Annotated in this window: 16 protein-coding genes; 1 reads left to right on the forward strand and 15 read right to left on the reverse strand. The window is 34.8% G+C overall.

All coding sequences use genetic code 11. The annotated features are described in order from the left end of the window. Positions 1 to 717: 717 nt before the first annotated feature. Positions 718 to 954 (forward strand): hypothetical protein, encoded by a 237-nt coding sequence (locus IEV77_RS12615; RefSeq protein ID WP_188465385.1) that lies wholly within the window; start codon positions 718 to 720, stop codon positions 952 to 954. Between the two features lie 738 nt (positions 955 to 1,692). On the opposite strand, the gene IEV77_RS12620 is transcribed toward IEV77_RS12615, so the two are convergent. From IEV77_RS12620 to asnB, 15 genes are all read right to left on the reverse strand, one after another. Beyond that, entirely contained in the window at positions 1,693 to 2,703 is a 1,011-nt protein-coding gene (locus IEV77_RS12620) for a glycosyltransferase family 4 protein (protein WP_188465387.1), read from the reverse strand. After that, positions 2,654 to 4,018, reverse strand: a complete 1,365-nt coding sequence (locus tag IEV77_RS12625) for an O-antigen ligase family protein (protein WP_229736667.1) — start codon at positions 4,016 to 4,018, stop codon at positions 2,654 to 2,656. Before IEV77_RS12625 ends, IEV77_RS12620 begins: the two co-directional genes overlap by 50 nt. 79 nt (positions 4,019 to 4,097) lie before the next feature. Beyond that, on the reverse strand, positions 4,098 to 4,853 hold the full coding sequence (locus tag IEV77_RS12630) for a transglutaminase-like domain-containing protein (RefSeq protein WP_188465389.1): 756 nt from the start codon (positions 4,851 to 4,853) through the stop codon (positions 4,098 to 4,100). A 238-nt stretch (positions 4,854 to 5,091) separates the two neighbouring features. After that, a complete protein-coding gene (locus IEV77_RS12635; protein WP_188465391.1) occupies positions 5,092 to 6,225 on the reverse strand; it encodes a glycosyltransferase in 1,134 nt (377 codons plus the stop codon). Positions 6,226 to 6,227: 2 nt separating this feature from the next. Beyond that, complete coding sequence (locus tag IEV77_RS12640) at positions 6,228 to 7,328, reverse strand: glycosyltransferase family 4 protein (RefSeq protein WP_229736668.1); 1,101 nt, start codon at positions 7,326 to 7,328, stop codon at positions 6,228 to 6,230. 260 nt (positions 7,329 to 7,588) lie between these two features. After that, positions 7,589 to 8,923: a glycosyltransferase family 2 protein gene (locus IEV77_RS12645; RefSeq protein WP_188465393.1), complete on the reverse strand. Its 1,335-nt coding sequence runs from the start codon at positions 8,921 to 8,923 to the stop codon at positions 7,589 to 7,591. 41 nt (positions 8,924 to 8,964) lie between these two features. Next, complete coding sequence (locus IEV77_RS12650; RefSeq protein ID WP_188465396.1) at positions 8,965 to 10,053, reverse strand: glycosyltransferase family 4 protein; 1,089 nt, start codon at positions 10,051 to 10,053, stop codon at positions 8,965 to 8,967. Between the two features lie 24 nt (positions 10,054 to 10,077). Next, positions 10,078 to 11,157 carry a glycosyltransferase family 4 protein gene (locus tag IEV77_RS12655; protein ID WP_188465398.1) on the reverse strand — a complete coding sequence of 360 codons (1,080 nt, stop codon included), beginning with the start codon at positions 11,155 to 11,157 and terminating at the stop codon, positions 10,078 to 10,080. A 183-nt stretch (positions 11,158 to 11,340) separates the two neighbouring features. Continuing rightward, positions 11,341 to 11,991, reverse strand: a complete 651-nt coding sequence (locus tag IEV77_RS12660; protein WP_188465400.1) for a sulfotransferase — start codon at positions 11,989 to 11,991, stop codon at positions 11,341 to 11,343. Between the two features lie 4 nt (positions 11,992 to 11,995). Next, positions 11,996 to 13,051: an exostosin domain-containing protein gene (locus IEV77_RS12665; RefSeq protein ID WP_188465402.1), complete on the reverse strand. Its 1,056-nt coding sequence runs from the start codon at positions 13,049 to 13,051 to the stop codon at positions 11,996 to 11,998. 223 nt (positions 13,052 to 13,274) lie between these two features. Next, complete coding sequence (locus IEV77_RS12670) at positions 13,275 to 14,447, reverse strand: glycosyltransferase family 4 protein (RefSeq protein ID WP_188465404.1); 1,173 nt, start codon at positions 14,445 to 14,447, stop codon at positions 13,275 to 13,277. Beyond that, positions 14,444 to 15,313: a hypothetical protein gene (locus IEV77_RS12675; protein WP_188465406.1), complete on the reverse strand. Its 870-nt coding sequence runs from the start codon at positions 15,311 to 15,313 to the stop codon at positions 14,444 to 14,446. The genes IEV77_RS12670 and IEV77_RS12675 overlap by 4 nt, the downstream gene beginning before the upstream one ends. A 71-nt stretch (positions 15,314 to 15,384) precedes the next feature. After that, positions 15,385 to 16,821, reverse strand: a complete 1,437-nt coding sequence (locus IEV77_RS12680; protein WP_188465408.1) for an MBOAT family O-acyltransferase — start codon at positions 16,819 to 16,821, stop codon at positions 15,385 to 15,387. 9 nt (positions 16,822 to 16,830) lie between these two features. Further along, on the reverse strand, positions 16,831 to 17,946 hold the full coding sequence (locus IEV77_RS12685; RefSeq protein ID WP_188465410.1) for a glycosyltransferase: 1,116 nt from the start codon (positions 17,944 to 17,946) through the stop codon (positions 16,831 to 16,833). Then, complete coding sequence (gene asnB, locus IEV77_RS12690) at positions 17,943 to 19,772, reverse strand: asparagine synthase (glutamine-hydrolyzing) (RefSeq protein ID WP_188465412.1); 1,830 nt, start codon at positions 19,770 to 19,772, stop codon at positions 17,943 to 17,945. The genes IEV77_RS12685 and asnB overlap by 4 nt, the downstream gene beginning before the upstream one ends. Between the last annotated feature and the right edge of the window lie 2 nt (positions 19,773 to 19,774).

Raw genomic sequence — 19,774 nt, forward strand, 5'->3', positions numbered from 1 at the left:
AAATCAGATAAACCCATACTATACAGATGATTACCAAACTAATACACATTCTTAGATTTGAAATAACATGTGTTCAGGTACGTACTTCATTAGTTCCAAACTGTTCCTATCTGTTCCTAATTGTAGGTGCAAAATAATGGTAGCTTGGTTTTACAACTTCATAGGAAAAGCATAGGAAAGGTATGGGAAAGGTATTGGAAAGGCATGGGAAAGGGATTGGGGATTGACGATTTTTGATTGTTGATTGTTGATTTTTTCCGCCTCCGAAAATGCAACGGACCTGCCTTAGTTCTCATTTGGGATAGGCCAACGGGCAGGGATTGGGGATTGGGGATTGGGTGGTTTTCTTAGGTGCTATTTTAAAATTTATAAAACAAATAGGGTTATATAGATTTTAAAGCATAGGGTTTCAACAAAATGAATCTAAACTTCATTGTATTTATATATTCCATAAAAATTTAATAGGGAAGTCCTATTTTTTTGTGTCCAATTAGCAGCCTTTTATCCTGTAGGGGGTTTCTTTATTTTAATTTTATTAGACCATCATTTTCGTCTAAAAAGAAGCAATAAAAATGACTTTTCTTAAAAGAAAGTTATAAGGTTATGAAATTGTTTTTTATTTATTAACTTATTGGTTGAAAACTAAATGAGGGCATTTAGTGGGTAATAATTCTAGCTATTCAAATTAGGAAAACGGCTACTTAGTAAGGTTTAAACATGGACAGGTTGTTTCTAACAGTTAATGATATAGTTGTACTTAAAGGTGTATGCTATAAGACTGCCTGTAAAATTTTAAACAGCATTATTATTAAGTACGATTTACCCAAGGAACGAGAAATAAGTATGAAAGCTTTATGCGAATATTATCGAATTAGTGAAGAGAAAGCGAACGCTATCCTAGACAAGAAAAACATTATTCCTACTAAAGCTATCACTATAATGGATTCGGCATAATTTTTTAGACTTATTTGCTGGTATGGGTGGTTTTAACATGGATGTTATTAAGAGTCATCCTCCCTATTTTTGTTTTCGATATGTTATTGGATAAAATGCTCAAATTTTGTAGAGTGTCCCAACTGTCTTCAGAAATAGTGAGCTACTGCATGAAGTTAATAGAGCAATAACAAACGGGAGTTGTAAACCAACTTTATGAACCTTCCAGGTATGTCTTAAGAAAAAAAGTGAACGTTACGTAGGGAAACGGAGAGAAATACGAAGTATTCACGCCTGCCCGACCGTAGCTTCTGCGAAGGCGGGAGTTCCATTTTATAATAATAATAATAATAATAATAGCGCACGAGTAATCTTTTGGAAGGTTGGGACATTTCCTTAAACTGATTTAAAATAAACTTTTCTCATTCTTTTGTCTTGATACAAAAGAAACAAAAAATCAAAACCGTTTTAAGGAAATCACTGCGTGACGTTCGCTTTTTTCTTTATATAAATCTGGAATTTCCATGTTGTTAGATTACAACTCCCGTTTGTTTCTATCTTCTAAACATTATCTAGTAGCTCACTATTTCTGAAAACTGTTGGGATGACTAGGAAGTTTTGGAGTTTTAAACAAATTACATTAAAAAAAGACTAAGCTGGCTCCCCTCTTTAGTTAAAGAGGGGAATGAATTTACCGAAGTGCAACGGAGGTGAAGAAAGGGGAGTTTGAAAACGTTTAGTGACTGTACGAGAAGAAAATCAAGATAAAACCTCAAACCACTTCTCCTTAACAACCTCCCAATCAAAAGCCTCCACTTTTTTTCTAGCGTTTAAAGTCATAACTTGAGTAGCTTCTGGATGAGAAATAAGTTGCTTGATGGCTTCCACAAAAACCTCAACATTGTTTGGAGGAACTAAAAGGCCATCTGTTTTATGATCTATTAAATAAGGTAAACCGCCCACATTGGTAGAAACAACAGGCAAGCCCAATGCCATAGCTTCTATAACACTTACGGGCATGTTATCAAAATTGGTGGTGTTTATAAAGATGTTGTAGTCTTTGGCAAGGGCTATCCATTCTTCTTTAGGAAGTTTTCCCGTAAAGGTTACGGAAACCTTTAAACTGCTGGCTAGTTGTTTGACAGTTTCTAAAGACCCATCGCTATCTGGTCCTACCATACACAAACTAGCAGCAATGCCTTGATCTTGTAATGCTTTTAAAACTTTTACAGCTAATTCTGGATTATAAATACTAGAAAAAGACCGCACCCATAACAGCTTCACCTCATCTAACGTCTTTTCTTGAAAAATGTAGTGTTCTAGTTCTAAGCTATTAGGAATATAATGGATATTTTGATAGCCTTCCTCTTCAAAGGCCTCCTTTAACCATAGAGAAGGAGACACCAATTTATACCCGTTTTTAAAAATGGCTTGAGAGAGTTTTGGGCTGTTTTTTAAACGCTGGGGTAAATTTCCCCCATGAAGGACTGGTATATAGGGCAACCCTAAAACACGGCATAACTGACTTACCAAAAGCGCATAATAAAAATTCTGGGTGCTGTAGGTATCTATCAACACCACATCCGTTCTTTTTCTTTGGCTAAAGCAAGTCCAAAGCATATCCAACAGTCTTGCTATTTTGTTCGCCTTAGAAGAAGCATAAGTAAGGTTATATCCCTCCTGCTCCAACTTAGGCCCTACAATACCAATAGCAGAAATATTAGATGTCTGTTGTTTTAAGTTGTTTCCTATGTATAGGACGTTTTTCATTGGTTACGTTTAATAAGGCTAAAGCATATATAAATGAGGGCATAGCTATTCGAAGACCAGAGTGATTAATGGTAGCAAACCAAATACAAAGAAAAGCATAAAAATACACATTCCTTTTATTTTGCGTCCGGTAATATAAAGGCTTAAAAATTAGAATGATTAATATAACTACTCCAAACAGACCATGTTCGGCCAAGAGTCTACTGATTTCGTTATGAGATGTTAAGCCTTGTCCTTCTAATTCTATACGTTGATCTTTAGCCCGACTAGAGCCAATACCAAAAACAGGACTAGATAGAAAACCTTCTAATTCATTCATAAACAAATCACCTCGCCCAGTAGAGACATCTGCCTTTTCTCTCCCTAAAGAGTCCTGATTAGCATAACGCTTATCAAGCATCCCATTGGTTTGAGTGGAGGAATAGAGCCAAATTGCAAAAACCCCAAAACAAAACAAAGCAAATAACTGAATGAGCTCATTTCGTTTGCGCCTATTCACTACGCCATAATAAATAACGACAAAAGCTGTAATTCCAATAATAGCTGTAAAAATCCCTCCACGGCTTAAAGTTACCAAAGCCCTAAAAGTCATGATGCCAAAAAGACCTAAATTTAAAATCTTTAGCGCCATGGTAGGAGATTTAGTAAAAAACCGTACTGCTAGTATAAACATGCCCATACCAAAAACCGTTGCTACTTGATTGGACCCAAAGCCACCTGCCGCTGCAGAATTTGAGGCTGTATTTGTTATAATTTCTTTAACATCTGGGGTGTAAAAGAAATTATAACTCACATGAGCTATCAGCGGCAACAAAACAAATAATAAAATGGTATTCAATTGCTTTGAAGTCACTTTTTTATCATAACTATATAGGGCTGCAATCCCTAAACAAACGGGACCACTTAGAACAAAAGCAATATTCGTTCTAAAATTCGCATCAAAACTCAGGGTTGTGGAGGCCACAAAGATAGAAGGTACCAAAAACATCAAGTAGATAAAATAGGGATAGGCTTTTCCAGAAATACCTTTATAAAACATGCCTATCAACATAAATAGAATCACTAAATACTTTCCTGCCTCATAGGATATAGATCCGTGAGTCGTTCTTAAAAACACTTCAGCACCCACAAAGTAGGCACAGGCTTTTAAAACTTCATAAGTTTTATATTTATCGACAACCGTAATAATACGGTACATAAAATAAAAAAAAGCTGCAAAAAAATAAACTTTGGCTAAGGTTTCATTAAAATAAATCAACATCCCAATAACTGCATGTAAGCCAATGGCACTGATGTAGGTAATATTGGTTTTCAAGGTGTTTTATTAAATATTAATCGGCTTGTAAGTTACTATAAAATTGCTCATTTATAGAATATAATACCCGAAGGAGTTTCTATGAAAATATTTTTTTATAATCGTCTATTGGGAATTTGTAATGATAGCTTTTACCAGAAAGATAGACAAAAAAATGGATGATAAAAACGGGCACATGAGGCCTAGCCATATTTAAATAGCGATCGTAGGTTTTGTTGCGATATTCACATATTAAAAAAGGGGTGATATCGGAATTTAAGTAATTTTTTCTTAGTTGGGAATCTTCAATGGTCTTGCCTTCAATAAAACAATAACTACTTACGGTTTGTCCCATGCGGGATAAGTGGTAAAGTTCAAGAACCGAGAGAGGTTCTTTTTGCTCATTATAAAGTAACATGCCCCAAGAGGGATCTATCATGACCCATTTGTTTAATTCTTTAATAAAAACTTCATTAAAGGAATGTCCCCCATTAGCGCGGTTAAAAGGAGCGCTCGTGGTTCCCCATTCTCTTACTTTCAGGTCGTTAATCACACAAAAATTATTAAAAATCTGCGCCATATCGCTACAAACCCCTCCTTTACCATAAACCATGGTTTCCAGTGCTTTAGCTGAAGGCTCACTTAAGCCGGGCCCCACCTTGGTATGTTTACATAACCATGTCGATAATTGAATGATGACTTCTAAATCTGAGTCTGGTTTTCCCTGCTCGAAAATCTTGGAATTTATATCATAAAAGTACTTAGGAATCTCCTTTTTATTGTTCCAGTCGTTATAAGAAATCGATGAGATAGCATCCTCATTAGAGTTCTTAGACAATAACCGAAAGCGGCTCATATACAGAAAAGGATGTCGCTTTAAAGTCCAGCGTATTTTTTTAAGTAGCATTAATAAAATTGCAAGGTATTAGTGTGGGATAAAAATATCATTTTTTTTTTAATAGATACCGCTTATTTAAAAAAATACCGCATTATAAAAGAATAATCACTTTTATTTTTAAAAAATAGGATAAAATTAGCTATTTTAAAGCAAAATAACGAAACGTTTTTAAATTAAATAACACGCCTTCCAACCCCTATAATGAATTGATAATTTCTGTTTTAATACGATGAATATAATTATTAAAACTAAATTTTTCAACTACAGGTCTTTGATTGTCCAAGATCGTCTGATATTGATTATAATCTATGCCCCACAAGTTTCTAATTGCGAGTCTTAAATTCTCACTTGTTGCTTCGTCCAAACACATACCCGTTTCCATATCCTTAATGTACTGCCCTATAGACGAAATACTGGATACTATTGGAAGACATCCAAAATTCATAGACTCAGCAATCACTTTTGGAAACCCTTCAGATGCTGTTGTTGGCATTAAAAAGACCTGACTTTCTTTATAAATATTAAATACCTGTGCTCTTGATAATCCGCCATGAAAAATAAAATGCACCCCAGATTCTTCCGTAAGAGATTTAAAATAGGGTAATTCAGGGCCATCTCCTACCAAATGCACTACTTTAATCAAGCTCTTTTCTTCAACAGAAAGACCTGTTATAGCATGAATAATGCGTTCCACGCCTTTCGGTTTTTCTAGGCGTCCAACAAAACAAAAGGTCAATGCACCTTTAAGTGTTTTTTGTTTAGCTAGAAGCCTCCCTTCTATTAATTCATCTTCAGTTAAACACGGATTCTCAAAGGTCAAACAGTGTTTGGGTTGGCTCTCCCAAGCGCCATTGATAGTCACTTTCCGCGACTGCTTTTTTAGCATCCAACGTTGCAAGCCATAACCTAGAGGTGGATTCTCTTGGTTCCAATTCCCGGCATATTTAAACCAGCCAGGAGTTTTCACACAAAGAGTTAAAAAAGGAATCACATAGACCCCAATCCCTGTTGGACCTCTAAATTGAAAGCAATCCACTTTTTTTAGAGTCGCATTTATAATTTGTAAAACGTTTGGAGCTTTCCAAAGAAGTTGCAGTTTCGCTCCCAGTGTACTACCTCCTAAAGCCGGTAAAGAAATAAAAACAATACGATCAGAAAGATATGGCAAAGCACTAGCTGGCGCTTCTGTATCGTGAAACATGGCAATGTGGTAAATAGTGTCAAAGGCATCTAATAAATGATTCAACTCTGTAACCGTAGGACCCCAACCCACAAGTTTTCCCTCTGGGGTTCTATAATGTTCTGTATGCGAAATAATTGCTAATTTCATTGTTATGCCTCAATTTCCTTTATATACCGTTTAATAATATCATCCCAAGAATGTTTCTTTGCCCAAGCTATGGCTTCTTTTTTATATACATCGGGAGTCTCTAAAATAGATTTTAGTGCTTTTTCGAATTCTGAAACACAATCTCGAGAGACCAGAAATCCAGATTTTCCATTTAAAATAGCGTCTTCTATCCCACAGTTTTTAGAGCCAATACTAGGAATCCCTAAAGCATTGGCTTCCAGAATAGCAATCCCAAAGCCTTCCACATCTCCAGTGGTGCTTTCTGTGCTTAGCATGACAAAAACATCCGTCGCTAAAAGAACTTCTTTTAAGGTCTTGGCATCAACAGCGCCATGAAACGTAACATGAGAATCCACACCCAAGGTTTTAGCTTGTTCTAGAAAATCGTCTGCTTCGGTTGGAATGCCTACACAATGATACTGCAGTTCTGGGAAGCTTTTTAAAAGTACTGGAAGTTGTTTAATAACCTGCAACTGTCCTTTTCTAGTACTCACGCGCCCCACCGTTGTTAAAACGGGATTCCCTTTTAAAGAGGCCTTTATTAAACCTCCTATTTGCCATTGCTCTAACTCAATGCCATTTGGAATCACGGTAACTACCTTGTTTAAATCACTCACCAAGTGTTTGGTATAATTAGAAACAGCTACAATGCAATCAAATCGTTTTAGTGAAATATCTACAGCTTTTTTTAAGCTAGCCGATTTAAAATTCACTTCTGTTCCGTGAATCACAGCCATTGTAGGCCTTTTAAAGAGATTCGAACAAAAAGCCACGTTCCACAAGGAAAATTTCCCAGTAGCTATTACATAGTCCGCTTTTTTAAAGGCTTTTAGTGTTTTAGAAATCCGATTGAGATACATCCCAACCCTTAGTCTTTGCAAAGGGATGCGCCGCACTTGAAATGGCAGGCCGGCATCAAAAGCAATTTCATCTTCATTCAATACATCTCGTTGATCGGCAATAACGGATACCACATAATCATTCTTTGACAAATAAAGTGCCAAATAATAAGCATGATTCCCAATCCCACCTGGTTGAGGTGGGAATTCGGAGGTTACTATTAAGATGTTTTTGTTGTTCAATATTTGTTGTTTGTGGTTTAGTTTTTTAATCTTACGTTGTAATTTTTTGTTTCGATTTGAACTTCAGCTTCAATATCTTGGCTCCCCTCTTTAGTTAAAGAGGGGAATGAATTTACCGTAGTGCAACAGAGGTAAAGAAAGGGGAGTTTGCAAACTCTAATTATGTTATTGTTTTGCAAACCCTCCGTCTAGCCCTCCTTCCGTCGGCCTAGCCACCTCCCTTTAACTAAAGTGATGAGCTGGTTTTATAATGTTTATTACTACTTATTTAAATATTCAATCATCGCCCCTTCCTCCAACTTTTTACTAGCCAATCTCCAAGATTTAAACACCTGAAAAAGTACCAGAGGTAATAATAGCAAAGAAACAAAAACACCAAGGATTAACATAGGCTTGCTCTTTTTAAACTGATATGGCATGACAGAAATCGGAATGGTTCTTAATAAAGCCCATCGTGCAGCCGTATTGCCATAATAGGTTCTAAAATAGTATAAAACAGATGGAATGGGTCTTGGGGCAAACCATTTTTTAGTTCTAAAAGCATCCCACGACCCCATCTCTCGCAACCCTCCAGAATCTACTTTTAAATGCAAGCGTCCTGCATGAGGGTTCGAAACATTAAGATATCCTTTCAAATAGGCTCTTAAGCCAAATTCCCCATCCCCCATGCGTTGCTTTTCAAATTGCCTATCAAATAAACCAATCGTTTTAAATACCTGTTTTTTTATCAATACATTCCCTGTATCCAATTGATCGCTGATTCTAAAAAAACTGTAATTAGCCGGGACTTCTGCCCCCACCTTAGAGATAGATACCCCAGAAGATAGGTCTGCTTTAAAATAATCCAAACATTTTAAATGGTTTGAAATCCAATGCGTATCCACACGACTATCGTCATCAAATAACAAAAGATAGTCACCCTTAGCTTGTTTGATGGCATTATTTCTAGCCAACCATAAGGCTTTTTCTTCTTGGTAATGAACCTGTAAATCTAATTGAAAGGTTTTATAAAAATCTTCTTGAAAAGGCTCGGATTGATCTACCACAATCACCTCAAAGTTTTTATAGTCTTGTTTTTCTAAATCTTCAAGAACATCTTTTAAGTAGATATATCTATTTAAAGTTGGAATCACTACCGTAACTTTAGGGTTGCTTTCTAATAGCTTCGACTGAAAACCTGCCCATTCCCTGTCTTGAATTGGAGATTGTAAATAATGACTTCGTTTTGTATCTCTTGTACAATAAAAAGCTTTCAGTTCATGATATGGATTTTTAAAACTAATAAGTCTGAGAAGAAGGACATAGACCACCCAGGCTTGATGAAAATATTTACGTATAAAGAGGTATTCATCTTCAAGTGGCACCTTCACAAATTTTTGATAGGTTTTCGCGTTTCCAATATAGCCTTTTTGAACGGCCTGCCAAGATAGATCATAAGCCATTCCTTCCTCACTTCTATAGTGCTTATCAGGTTGCAATTGATTGATGATATCTATGGACAAATTTTCCACAATCGGATAAACGGAGGTACCATTCTCTTTTAATAAAGTGAAATAATGGGTTGGCTGCAAGTAATTTAGAAATTTAAAAGGCATCAATAAAGTTTACTAGTGGAATGGTGCAAATTTATAATCTATTAAGATGTTTCATGAGTATTCAAAATAAGCCCTTTAATTTGTTTATAAATCACCTCTTTTTCAAAGGTCTCATCATACATTCTTTTAAAATAAGCAGCTGTTAAACCATTATTATTTAAATAGGGTTCTAATTTATCGATTAATTCTTGAATGGCCTCTGGATTAAAGCAAAAGTCTTCCAAAGGGAATGATTGAGTATCAAGAAAACTTAAAGCTCCAAACATTTTAGACACAATTACAGGAGTCCCTAAGGCAATCGCTTCAATAAAAACCAAGCCAAAAGCTTCATGAAAACTTGGTAAAACTACCACATCCATGTTTTTATAAAATGAAGACATCTCTTCTACATTCAACAGCCCCAAAAATACAACAGCATCTTCTAATTTTAAATCCCGCACCAATCTTTGCAATTCCTTTTTATAAGGCCCATCCCCAGCAATATATAACATAAGATGTTTTTTACTCGATTGCTTTAGTTCAGATAAAGCCTTAATAACTAACTCGTGATTTTTATCTTCTAGTAAACGTCCGGGACAACCTATATTTAAAACCTCTAGATGGGGCGATACTTTTATGTCCTTCCCTGTAGAGATATACTTATTAATATTAGTCCAAAAAGGAACCCGTCTGGTTTTTTCTTTAGCTACTTTATAAACTTGATGCATTTCAGTTTCTAAACTTGTTGAATTGGTAAAAACCAAATCCGCCATTCTCAAATAAAGAGATTTATTCCAAACTTTTAATTGACTAGGTTTGGTATGACCAAAGGCTGTATGAAACCATGCGATATTATGTTTCACCCCTAATAGCTTCCCAAACAGAACGGCTGGATTAATATAACTAAAGTTTGAAATGATGACGTCGGGCTTCGATTGTTTAATCATCTTATAAATAGCTTTATAATTAGAAACGAAACCACGACGTTCCTCTCCATAAACTAATACCCCTTTTTGATTAAAAGATGCTTTCTCATGTTTTAAATAAAAATTATCAACCTCAAAACCATCGGTACAAAGTTTTTCAGACAATTCTTGAAAAAATCCTGATAAGAGACTTTTATTATAACCGTAAAGTATCAAAATCTTCATATTTCTTTTGGCAGAAACAGTCATTTAAATCCTAACATTTAATAATTTTTCAAAAAACATAGTATCCCGATTTATAGCATGAGTAGTTTCATAACAATTTAGGAACCGGCTATAACCAGCATTAGCTAAATTATTCCTATAATTTACATCCATTAAAATTCTTTCTAATTGCCGAGCTAAAGCATCAAAATCACCCGTTTTAAAAAGTAATCCTGTCTCTTCATTCACAATAATTTCTTTAATTCCAGAATTATTTGCTCCAATAACACATGTTCCCACACTCATAGCTTCAATCACCGTAAAACCAAAGGCTTCAGAATTACTTGGAATAATAGTACAATATGATTTTTTATAGGCCTCTAATACAGTTTCCTTGTTTTTTTCCCCTAAAAAAGAAACACGATCTATAAGGCCCAGTGATTTCGTTAAATCTATTAATTGATTTAAAAGAGGACCTTGTCCAATAATATCTAGTTGCAGATTAGGATACTTCTGTACTATTTGAGAGAATGCCTGTATTAAAACATCAATACCTTTACTGGAATGCAACCGTCCAACATATAACAAATTATTACTATCTAAATTTATTTTTTGTAAGCTATTCTTATAGTTTTTAACAGAATTAGGTAGCACAGTTATTTTACGTTCTGGAATTTTAAAAAAAAGAGCAACATCCTTTTTGGTCGCTTGAGAATTTGTAATAATGTCTGTTGCTAAACTATAAATAAGGGACTTTCTTATAACTTTATACTTTTTTTGAGCATATTGTGAACTTAATGTCCTGATCCAAGCGACTCTAATCTTCACCCGAAATAACCAACCTACAATTAAAAACAGATTAACAAAACCAAACATGGATATCATCATGTCTGGCTTATATAACCTAACCAGCTTAATTAGAAACCAAAAATCCTTCCAAGAAGTAGGTCGTTCTGATGGCCAGTTTAAAACAGTTATATCCTTATTTAATTTAATTTTTGTTTCCCTAATTTTACCTGCAATAACAACAACCTTATTGGTCTCAGATAACTTATTACTTAATGTAATAAAATAATCTGCCGTGGAAGTGGGCATAATATTATAAGAAATAAAACAGGTATTCATTCAATCAATTTTAATTGCTAACTTAGTAAAGGTTTTCAATAAAGTTTTAATTTTTAAAAATTTAAACATGGAACAAAGTGCTCTTGTTATTTTCAAATATAATATTAATTAGCACTTTAAAGGATGATATTTTCAAGAATTAATCTAAGCAAACCATTACTTCTAAAAACCTATAATTTGAATCTATTTATTCTTATAAATAAAACTCGTTAATTTAAAATAGTTTTTTCCTAATAGGCTATGCAACTGTTTTTTTAATGGCTTAGCATACTTAGTAAGAGTTCCTTTTTTTTTGTGATTTTCAGAATTAACCTTTGGGATTTTAGACGTCATTCCAAACATATTTTTTGGAATCGTTTTCCCAAGAAAATCACAGATGCTTTTCCAATTTAAATGCTCCAAAGACATTTCTATAAAAGGTATCTGATTTGTTACCAAAAAGTTCAAAGCATCATCATAATATTTATCGTGATAGTCATAAAAAACGGCATCTGATTCCTGCTTAGAGAGTTTCATATATTTATAAGAGAGATACTTTTTATTTTCGCCACCATAGCTCTCTTTAAAACTCTTTACCCAAGACTCTTTATTTCTCTTTAACAAAATCACTTTTACCTCTTTATTTTTTAAAAGAGAAGGATATTCAAAACACCAAGGATAATCTTGAAAGGCTTCATACCTCTCAAAAGTATTATTTAAGGCTATGATATCTTCTATATATGGATTAGGCCCCGTTACGCTAAACCCCAACACCCGTAACATAGTTGCCAAGGTAGAGGTGCCCGATTTTGGAAGCCCGAGAACAAATACTTTATTATTATTTATTGCTGACATAGCATTACACCTTTCCTTTTTGTGTGTTAAAGAAACCAGATAGCGTTAATTGATCCTCCCACAACGTCCTGTTTTTTTTAAACAAGGCTATTAAACTGTTTTGATCTAATTTTTGGTGAAAATCTAATAAGATTTTATCTATATCATGTCGGTCTTTATAATCTACCCAAACCACATGTTCTTTCCAATCTATCACATCAGAGAGCGGCAAAAAGCCATCCGTATGTACATATAAGGGGATGCGTCCCATAATCAGAGTTTCATAAAAGCGTACTGAAAAATTGCCTGCCCCACGGACACATAAAACATACTGCGAGTCCAAAATATTGTTATAAAACTCAGTCGTGGTATTATGTGTTTCTTTATTTTCTTTTACGCCCGCTCGATATTGTCTGCGTTTAATAAAGCGACAATCAACAGATGTATTAGCTTCTAATTGCTTTAACAAAGAGGCTCGCAAATAACTGGTTGACAATACTTGTTGTGGTTCAGATGGACTAAGTCCCATCTGGCTTCGTAAATTTCGTAACACTTGTTTGGTCATTTCTTTCAATGCCTCTAATTTCGATGCATTTGTTTGGCCACAAAACCCAACAACGGGCTCCTTATTATAAGTGTTAATTAAAAAATCATCATGTAATTCCTTCTTCGTTAGATAGTCATGAATAAAAGAAGGGTATCCCTCATGTCCTGTTTGATTGTTAGACAAATAGCCACCCTGCCTAAACACAATCACATTATTAAAGCTTTTCAATGTCACTCCAAAATCTCCAGAATTAAGAGACCACACCTTTTTTCCCGATTGTTTAGCCTCTTCTATAAGTTGATAAGCTAAATCGATTTGTTTTGTTTTCACATAATAATTCCAAGACATGGGTAAAACCACGACTTGGCAGGCGTCCATGGAGTCAACAATACTAAAATCAGCTTCGCTTACCCCATATACCGCTTTTCGTTGGGCATCTGTAAATCCTACACCTTTTATAAAAGGTTTTAATAAAGGAAATACTTGACCTCGGTAAGCCTGGTTATAATGATTCCTAGGGTAAAATATTTTCATGTAATCTGAAAGGACTTAAATTATTGTCGTCGATTTCTTTTCTAATCAAAAGTAACGATTATTTATTTTAACTAGTGTACGTTCCTTTATACGAGTTTTAACAAACTCAAAATCCCTAACAAAAATAGTATAAATTGATCTCTATTGTAGTTTTCAATGGTACTATAGCTCTAGTATCAAGATTATATAGCACTTCCTTAATCCCTAGCTACCTGTTAAGAACTTAACGCGTGTAAAATTCTTGAAACTTTTGTTTTTGTCGTTGCAAATTAAAATGATTTTTAACTCGTTCTTTAGCCTGCTTCGATATTTTTTCTTTTTCTACAAGGGTTAAATTAAAGTACGCTATAATTCGTTTAGCCATAGATTCTACTTCAAAAGGCTTAATTAACCAACCCGTTTTAGTATCTAAAATGTTTTCAGGTAGCCCCCCAACATGAAATGCAATGGCAGGAATCCCTATAGCTTGGGCCTCTAAAACAGCATTACAAAAGCCTTCATTTAAACTAGTTTGCACATAAATATCTGAAGTTGTTAAATAATTTAAAGTTTCTGCATGAGAACATGCTCCTGTTAGAATCACCTGATTTTCTAAATGATTCTCGTGAATTAAGTACAGATAGTGCTCCCACTCAAAATCATGCCCAGAACCAATAAGTTGCCATTCAAAGGCTATATTCGCTTTCTTAAGATAGCTAGCCACTTCAATAATATAGTGAATCCCTTTCATCCAGTTAAATCTTGCTATGGTTGTAATTTTAAAAACATTGGAGGTTCTATCCAAATGGATGCTAGGCAAAAATTCCATATTTACAGCAGGGGTGATAATTTGATAGGAACTATTTTGAGGTAAGCCTAGCTTAAAAGCTTTTTCTAAAAGATAATTAGAAATAGATTGTACCTTATCTACTTGTCGCCACAATAAGGTATAACAGCCTGGGTGTTTTAACGGATACACATTAATATCAAAACCTCTTAAACTAACCGCCATTTTTACGTCGATAGCTTCTGCTACTAATTCTCTATCTATGGCTAAAGTGGCAAAGCCATAATGGAGCCAATCGCCTTTAAATTTTAAGAACTGAGAATTCAAATACACTTTTTCAAGAATCCGCTTGATTGAGGCTCCTTCTTTTTTCTCTAGTTTAACATAGGTCCAAACTGCTTTTAAATGCGGCAATAATAGAAATCCAACCCAACACATCTTAAGCACTTGAAACAAAAAAAACGGATCGACTTTTGGGCTTCTCACATGTTTACAAAGCATGTAAGTTTCTTGGCTAGGCCCCGTAAACAAAGTCACCGTATGCCCATTTTCTTGTAAGCCTTTTATTTTGGCATTAAAAAAAGTTTCAGAATATCCCGGAGGTTTAGATAGCACGAGTCCTATTTTCATTTTAATGTCTTATTTTTCCTAAACTTATCCATTTGAATCGCTAAATCTAATGAAAACTTTTTACCTGAATCTATGGTTAAATGATTTCCATCTGTGTAATCATAATCCAGATTGAGTGGCATCATGTTAATGTATGGTATTTCAGAGTCTTTTGCTAATTCATTCATTTTTTTATCAAAACCGGGTACCAACTCATTTTCTATTTCTAACATCTCTTTTATTACAGGTATTCGAACCAAATACACCTCCCCATGTTCTTTAAATAGTGTTATTGTTTTTATTAAATAATCTAATCTGTATTCCGAAAACCCTGAATATTCTGGTATTTTTTTTCGGTAACTTTCAATTTTATTTTTAGTTCTGGATATTTTGGAAAACATATCAGACTCTATGGTGACTTCCAACCAACCATTGTCATGTACAAAGAATGTTTGATAAGCTCCTTTTCTATTTTTATTTCTAACAATAGCTTCATTTTTAGACTTAAAAGATTCTATAAGATATTCAATATTAGGATTCATATTTACAAAAACAGTTTTTGCAATATAGTTATCATCCTCAGGGTATTTATTATCATTCATACTACTGAATTCATATTCAGATAAAGTCCAAGGCGTTACTTCAATTATAAACACCCCTTTTTTATCTTTCCTATCGAGCTTATTCGCTATACTATTAAAATACGCTTTCCCATAAGGCGTCCCGATAATTGTAAACCCGTAATTATACATATTATTTGAACCATAAACTGAATCAATCATATCAGGATGTATCCCTTGGCTTGCTCTCGAAGACCCCACAATCAATGAGGCCTGTTTTGGCGAGGACAGTTTTTTATAATAGGCATCAGTGGTACCGTCTGCCATACTAAACACCATAAAAAAGCTAGCTAAGAGCAGTAATAAAAATAGGACGGTATGTAATAAAAATCGCTTCATTAAAATTGAAAGTAAATAAACTCTTGGGTTTTACCACCGTATAAAAAGATAAGCATAACTAACACATAATATATAAATAATCGAATTGGTTTTGGGTATTTAAACCATAAACGTTCTATAGCAAACACATATGTTCTGCCAGCCCATTCAATCGCGATAAAAATAATCAAAAAGAGGAGTAAACTTGTAGGTCTTATTTGAGGAATTGTAAATAGGGACATGTTGAACATTCTTGAAAGAAAATCAAGAGCCATAGATACATTCTCTGCTCTAAAAAACACCCAAGCAATAACCGTTAATCCAAAAGTCACCCCCATTTGCAAGAACTCTTTAACACTAGGCAACATGCTGTTTTCAGCGACTACATTTGTATTAATTTTATTCTTCCCTCTTAATAATAAAGGTAAAAAGTACATGGCATTTAAAGCACCCCAAATAATAAAAGTCCAATTGGCTCCATGCCAAAAACCACTCACTATAAAAATGATAAACACATTCCTTATCTGATTCCCTTTAGAACCTCTTGAGCCACCTAATGGAATATAAACATAATCTCGAAACCAAGTAGATAAGGAGATATGCCAACGCCTCCAGAATTCAGCAATATCTCTAGAAAAATAAGGAGTTGCAAAGTTCTGTTTTAAATCAAAACCAAAAAGACGAGACGTTCCGATGGCAATATCTGAATACCCTGAGAAATCTCCGTAAATCTGAAAGGCAAAAAAGACAGCCCCTAATGCTAAGGTGCTTCCTGAATAGCTTTCATAGCCATCAAAAATAGTATTAGCAAAATTTGCACAGTTATCGGCTATAACCACTTTTTTAAACAAACCCCAAAGAATTTGTCTTAAACCATCAACAGCTTTGTTGTAATTGAATTGCCTCTTAACATAAAATTGAGGCAATAAATGGGAAGCACGTTCTATGGGTCCTGCAACTAATTGCGGAAAAAAACTTACAAAGGCTGCAAAAGATATAAAATCCTTTGTGGGCTCTAGTTGTTTTTTATACACATCAATGGTATAACTTAAAGTTTGAAAGGTGTAAAAACTAATCCCAACGGGCAAAATAATATTTAAGGTATTGGGTTGTATATCTTGACCAAAAAAGGAAAAAGCCTTAACAAAGTTGTCTATAAAAAAATTATAGTATTTAAAAAAGCCAAGAAAACCCAGATTGACAATAATACTAATCCAAAGTAGCACTTTACGTTTCCTTGAATTCTGTTGTTTAGATAATGCCAAGCCTATAGCATAGTCTACAAGCGTACTAAAAAGTATTAAGGACAAAAAACGCCAATCCCACCAGCCATAAAACACATAGCTAGCAACAACAACTAAAGCATTTTGATATTTTAACTGCTTATTTAAAACAAACCAATAGAGTATAAATACTATGGGAAGAAAAATTGCAAAGTCTAGTGAATTAAAAAGCATACAAATTGGTTACTTGGAGAGTTTAAAATACAATTCCTGACAGCTATTTACTTCTTTGTCAATATGGTAATTTTGGATGACATATTCCCTAAAACCTTTTCCTATTTGGCTATTTACAGCTCTGGAATTTGAAAAACACGTTAGTAATGCCAGACGCCATGCCTCTACATCACCAGCAGTAACCAAATGTTCCGGATAGGGCTCTAATTGATCTTTTATCCCTGAAATATTAGAACCTAACACATTTTTTCCACTAGCCATAGCCTCTAATAAAGAAACAGGAGAACCTTCTTTTCTACCTTTATCTAGGGTTGGCAAGACTACAACTTCTGCTAAACTTAAATAGTCCTGCACCTTATCTTGTTTTCCACAAAACAATACTGTATCTTCTATACCTAGTTCAATAGTTAATGCATTAAGTTCCTTCCCATAAGAATTATTATTATCTCCAACAATCATCAATTTCCAGTCAGCAAATGGTACACCAACGCCTTTAAATGCTTTTAGTAATACTTCTATACCTTTTACAGGCACTAAATTAGCGACGCACATAACCACCCGATGCTTAGGTTCAAGTCCCCATTTTTGGGCTAGGCTTTCACTTTTAAGGACTGGTTTAAAAATTTCAACATCTACACCTCTAGGAATTAAGACTGTTTTTTTAGAGTTCTTAAAAAACGTCTCCATCATGTCTGTATTTTGAACCGCAATGGCAGTTGCTAAATAACTTCTTAGATACCAAGCATTTTTAGACCCCCCTCCCCAATTCATGTTTTTTTTGGTGTAAACCCATTTTATACCAGCCATTTTGGCGGCTAAAGGTTCTGAATAATCCGCAGCATAATGAAAGCTATGTATTATATCTGGTGCTATCTTTTTTAGTTGCCTACTAACGTCATAACAGGCCTTGATAGCACTTAAATAAGGTTTCATAGGTCTGGAATATTCTAAAATATGGATGGGAATACCAGATGCTTCCACAATTTTAAAAAAATCCCCACGAGTGTGCACACAAGCAATGTGTGCTTCAAAACGCTTGGAATCTAATCTTGTTACCACATGCAATAAGGCTTTCCCACTACCAGCTGTTTCAAAATTAGGAATCGTAAACAGTATTTTTATCATTTCAATAAAGCATATAAGGTAAATAATGGCCACTTTAAATCATGCTGTTTACTGCTATGCATCTGTAACATATTTTCAATTGCAGTCCGTTCAAATCCAAAAGAGGTTAGATCGGCATCTAATAGACGCTCTGTCATTACAGGTTTTAAATCTTCTCTCATCCAAGAACTTAGAGGAATAGAAAAACCCTTCTTTACCGTTTCTTCTCTCACAGTTGGAATCCGTTTATGCAAAATGTTTTTTAGTACTTGTTTGCGTTTGTTTTTCCCGTAACACAACAAAGGGTCTATTTGCAAACTAGCTTCAATCATGTTTTTATCTAAAAAAGGCACGCGCACCTCCAGACTATTTTCCATACTGGCTAGATCTACTTTCCTTAAGGTTTTTTGCATCATCCCATAAAACTCGGCATGCCGCATGTTCTGTAATAAGGTTCTTGAATCTTTTGAATTCTGATAGCTATACACCTGATACGCTTCTGGCAAACCCACTCCTTTTAAATCTGGCGCTAGTGCATCAAACCATTCTTTTCTAAATCTGGAATGTAATCCTTGTTGTGCCTTTGCTTGACTTGAAGCTAAAAGTACAGCATTCAGATTTTTATTTCCGGAACTGTATTTATCAAAGCCATATAAGCCTTTGCGTAACAGACTAGGATACTGTTGGTACTTAATGTTTTTACCCACACTCCAAAACCGTTCATAACCAAAAAACAACTCATCGCCTCCGTCACCACTTAAAGCGACGCTTACCTGTTTTTTTGCTAATTTAGAAACTAAATAAGTAGGCAAGATACTAAAATCCGCCATTGGCTCATGCAAGGACGCCATAGCTTCATCCCAATAGGAGAGCATTTCTTTTGCGTTGAGATTCCAAATAGTCTGCTTCAAATCCAAAGCTTCTGCAAATTGTTTGGCGCGCTCCGACTCATCATGAATTTTACTATCAGAACCTATAGTAAACACCTGAGTGTTTTTATGGTATTTAACTAATGAGCTCCCCACAAGAGAAGAATCGACACCACCAGACAAAAAAGCACCCAAAGGGACATCTGATAATAATTGGTTTTGCACGCAACCATCCAAGACAGATTCGATATAAGCTTCAGCTTCCTGCCCGTCAGAAATATAAGATTCTTGCTGTACTGGTAGTTCCCAATAGCGTTGTTGCTTTTTAGAACCATTTTTATTAAAAGTAATAATTTCACCGGGCAATACCTGAAAAGTATCAGCATATAGACCAAAAGGTGCTGGTAAAAAATGTTGTTCTAAATACAGCTTTAAAACCTGAGGATTTATTGATTTGTTGGAAAAGACAGGATGTTTAATAATCTGGTCGTATTGACTAGCTGCTACTAAGGTTTTCCCATCCCACCCATAAAACAAAGGCTTAATCCCTGCAAAATCTCTGACCAAACTAAATTCTTGGCTTTCATGATTAAAAATAGCGATAGCAAACATGCCATTAAGCGCTTTTACTGTTTTTTCTATCCCCCAGAGCTCTAAACATACAGTAAGGGTTTCCGTATCGCTATGACCTTGATAGTTACCGAAACCTAATTTTTTTCGCAACTCTAAATGGTTGTAGATTTCGCCATTAAAAACAATCGTGAATTTTTTATGAGGACTGTGCATGGGTTGTTGTCCTGCTAAAGACGTATCTAAAATAGACAGCCTATTAAACCCCATTTGTACTTGAGTCCCTAAAGAAACATAGCCTCTATTATCAGGACCACGCTTATGTGAAAGTGCCAGTAATTCTAAAAAATGCTCCTTTTTTAGTCCCTCTTGAGTTGATAGATGGTATTCAGCTAAAAATCCACACATAA

The organism is Xanthomarina arctica (assembly GCF_014638915.1).
Taxonomy (GTDB): Bacteria; Bacteroidota; Bacteroidia; order Flavobacteriales; family Flavobacteriaceae; genus Xanthomarina; species Xanthomarina arctica.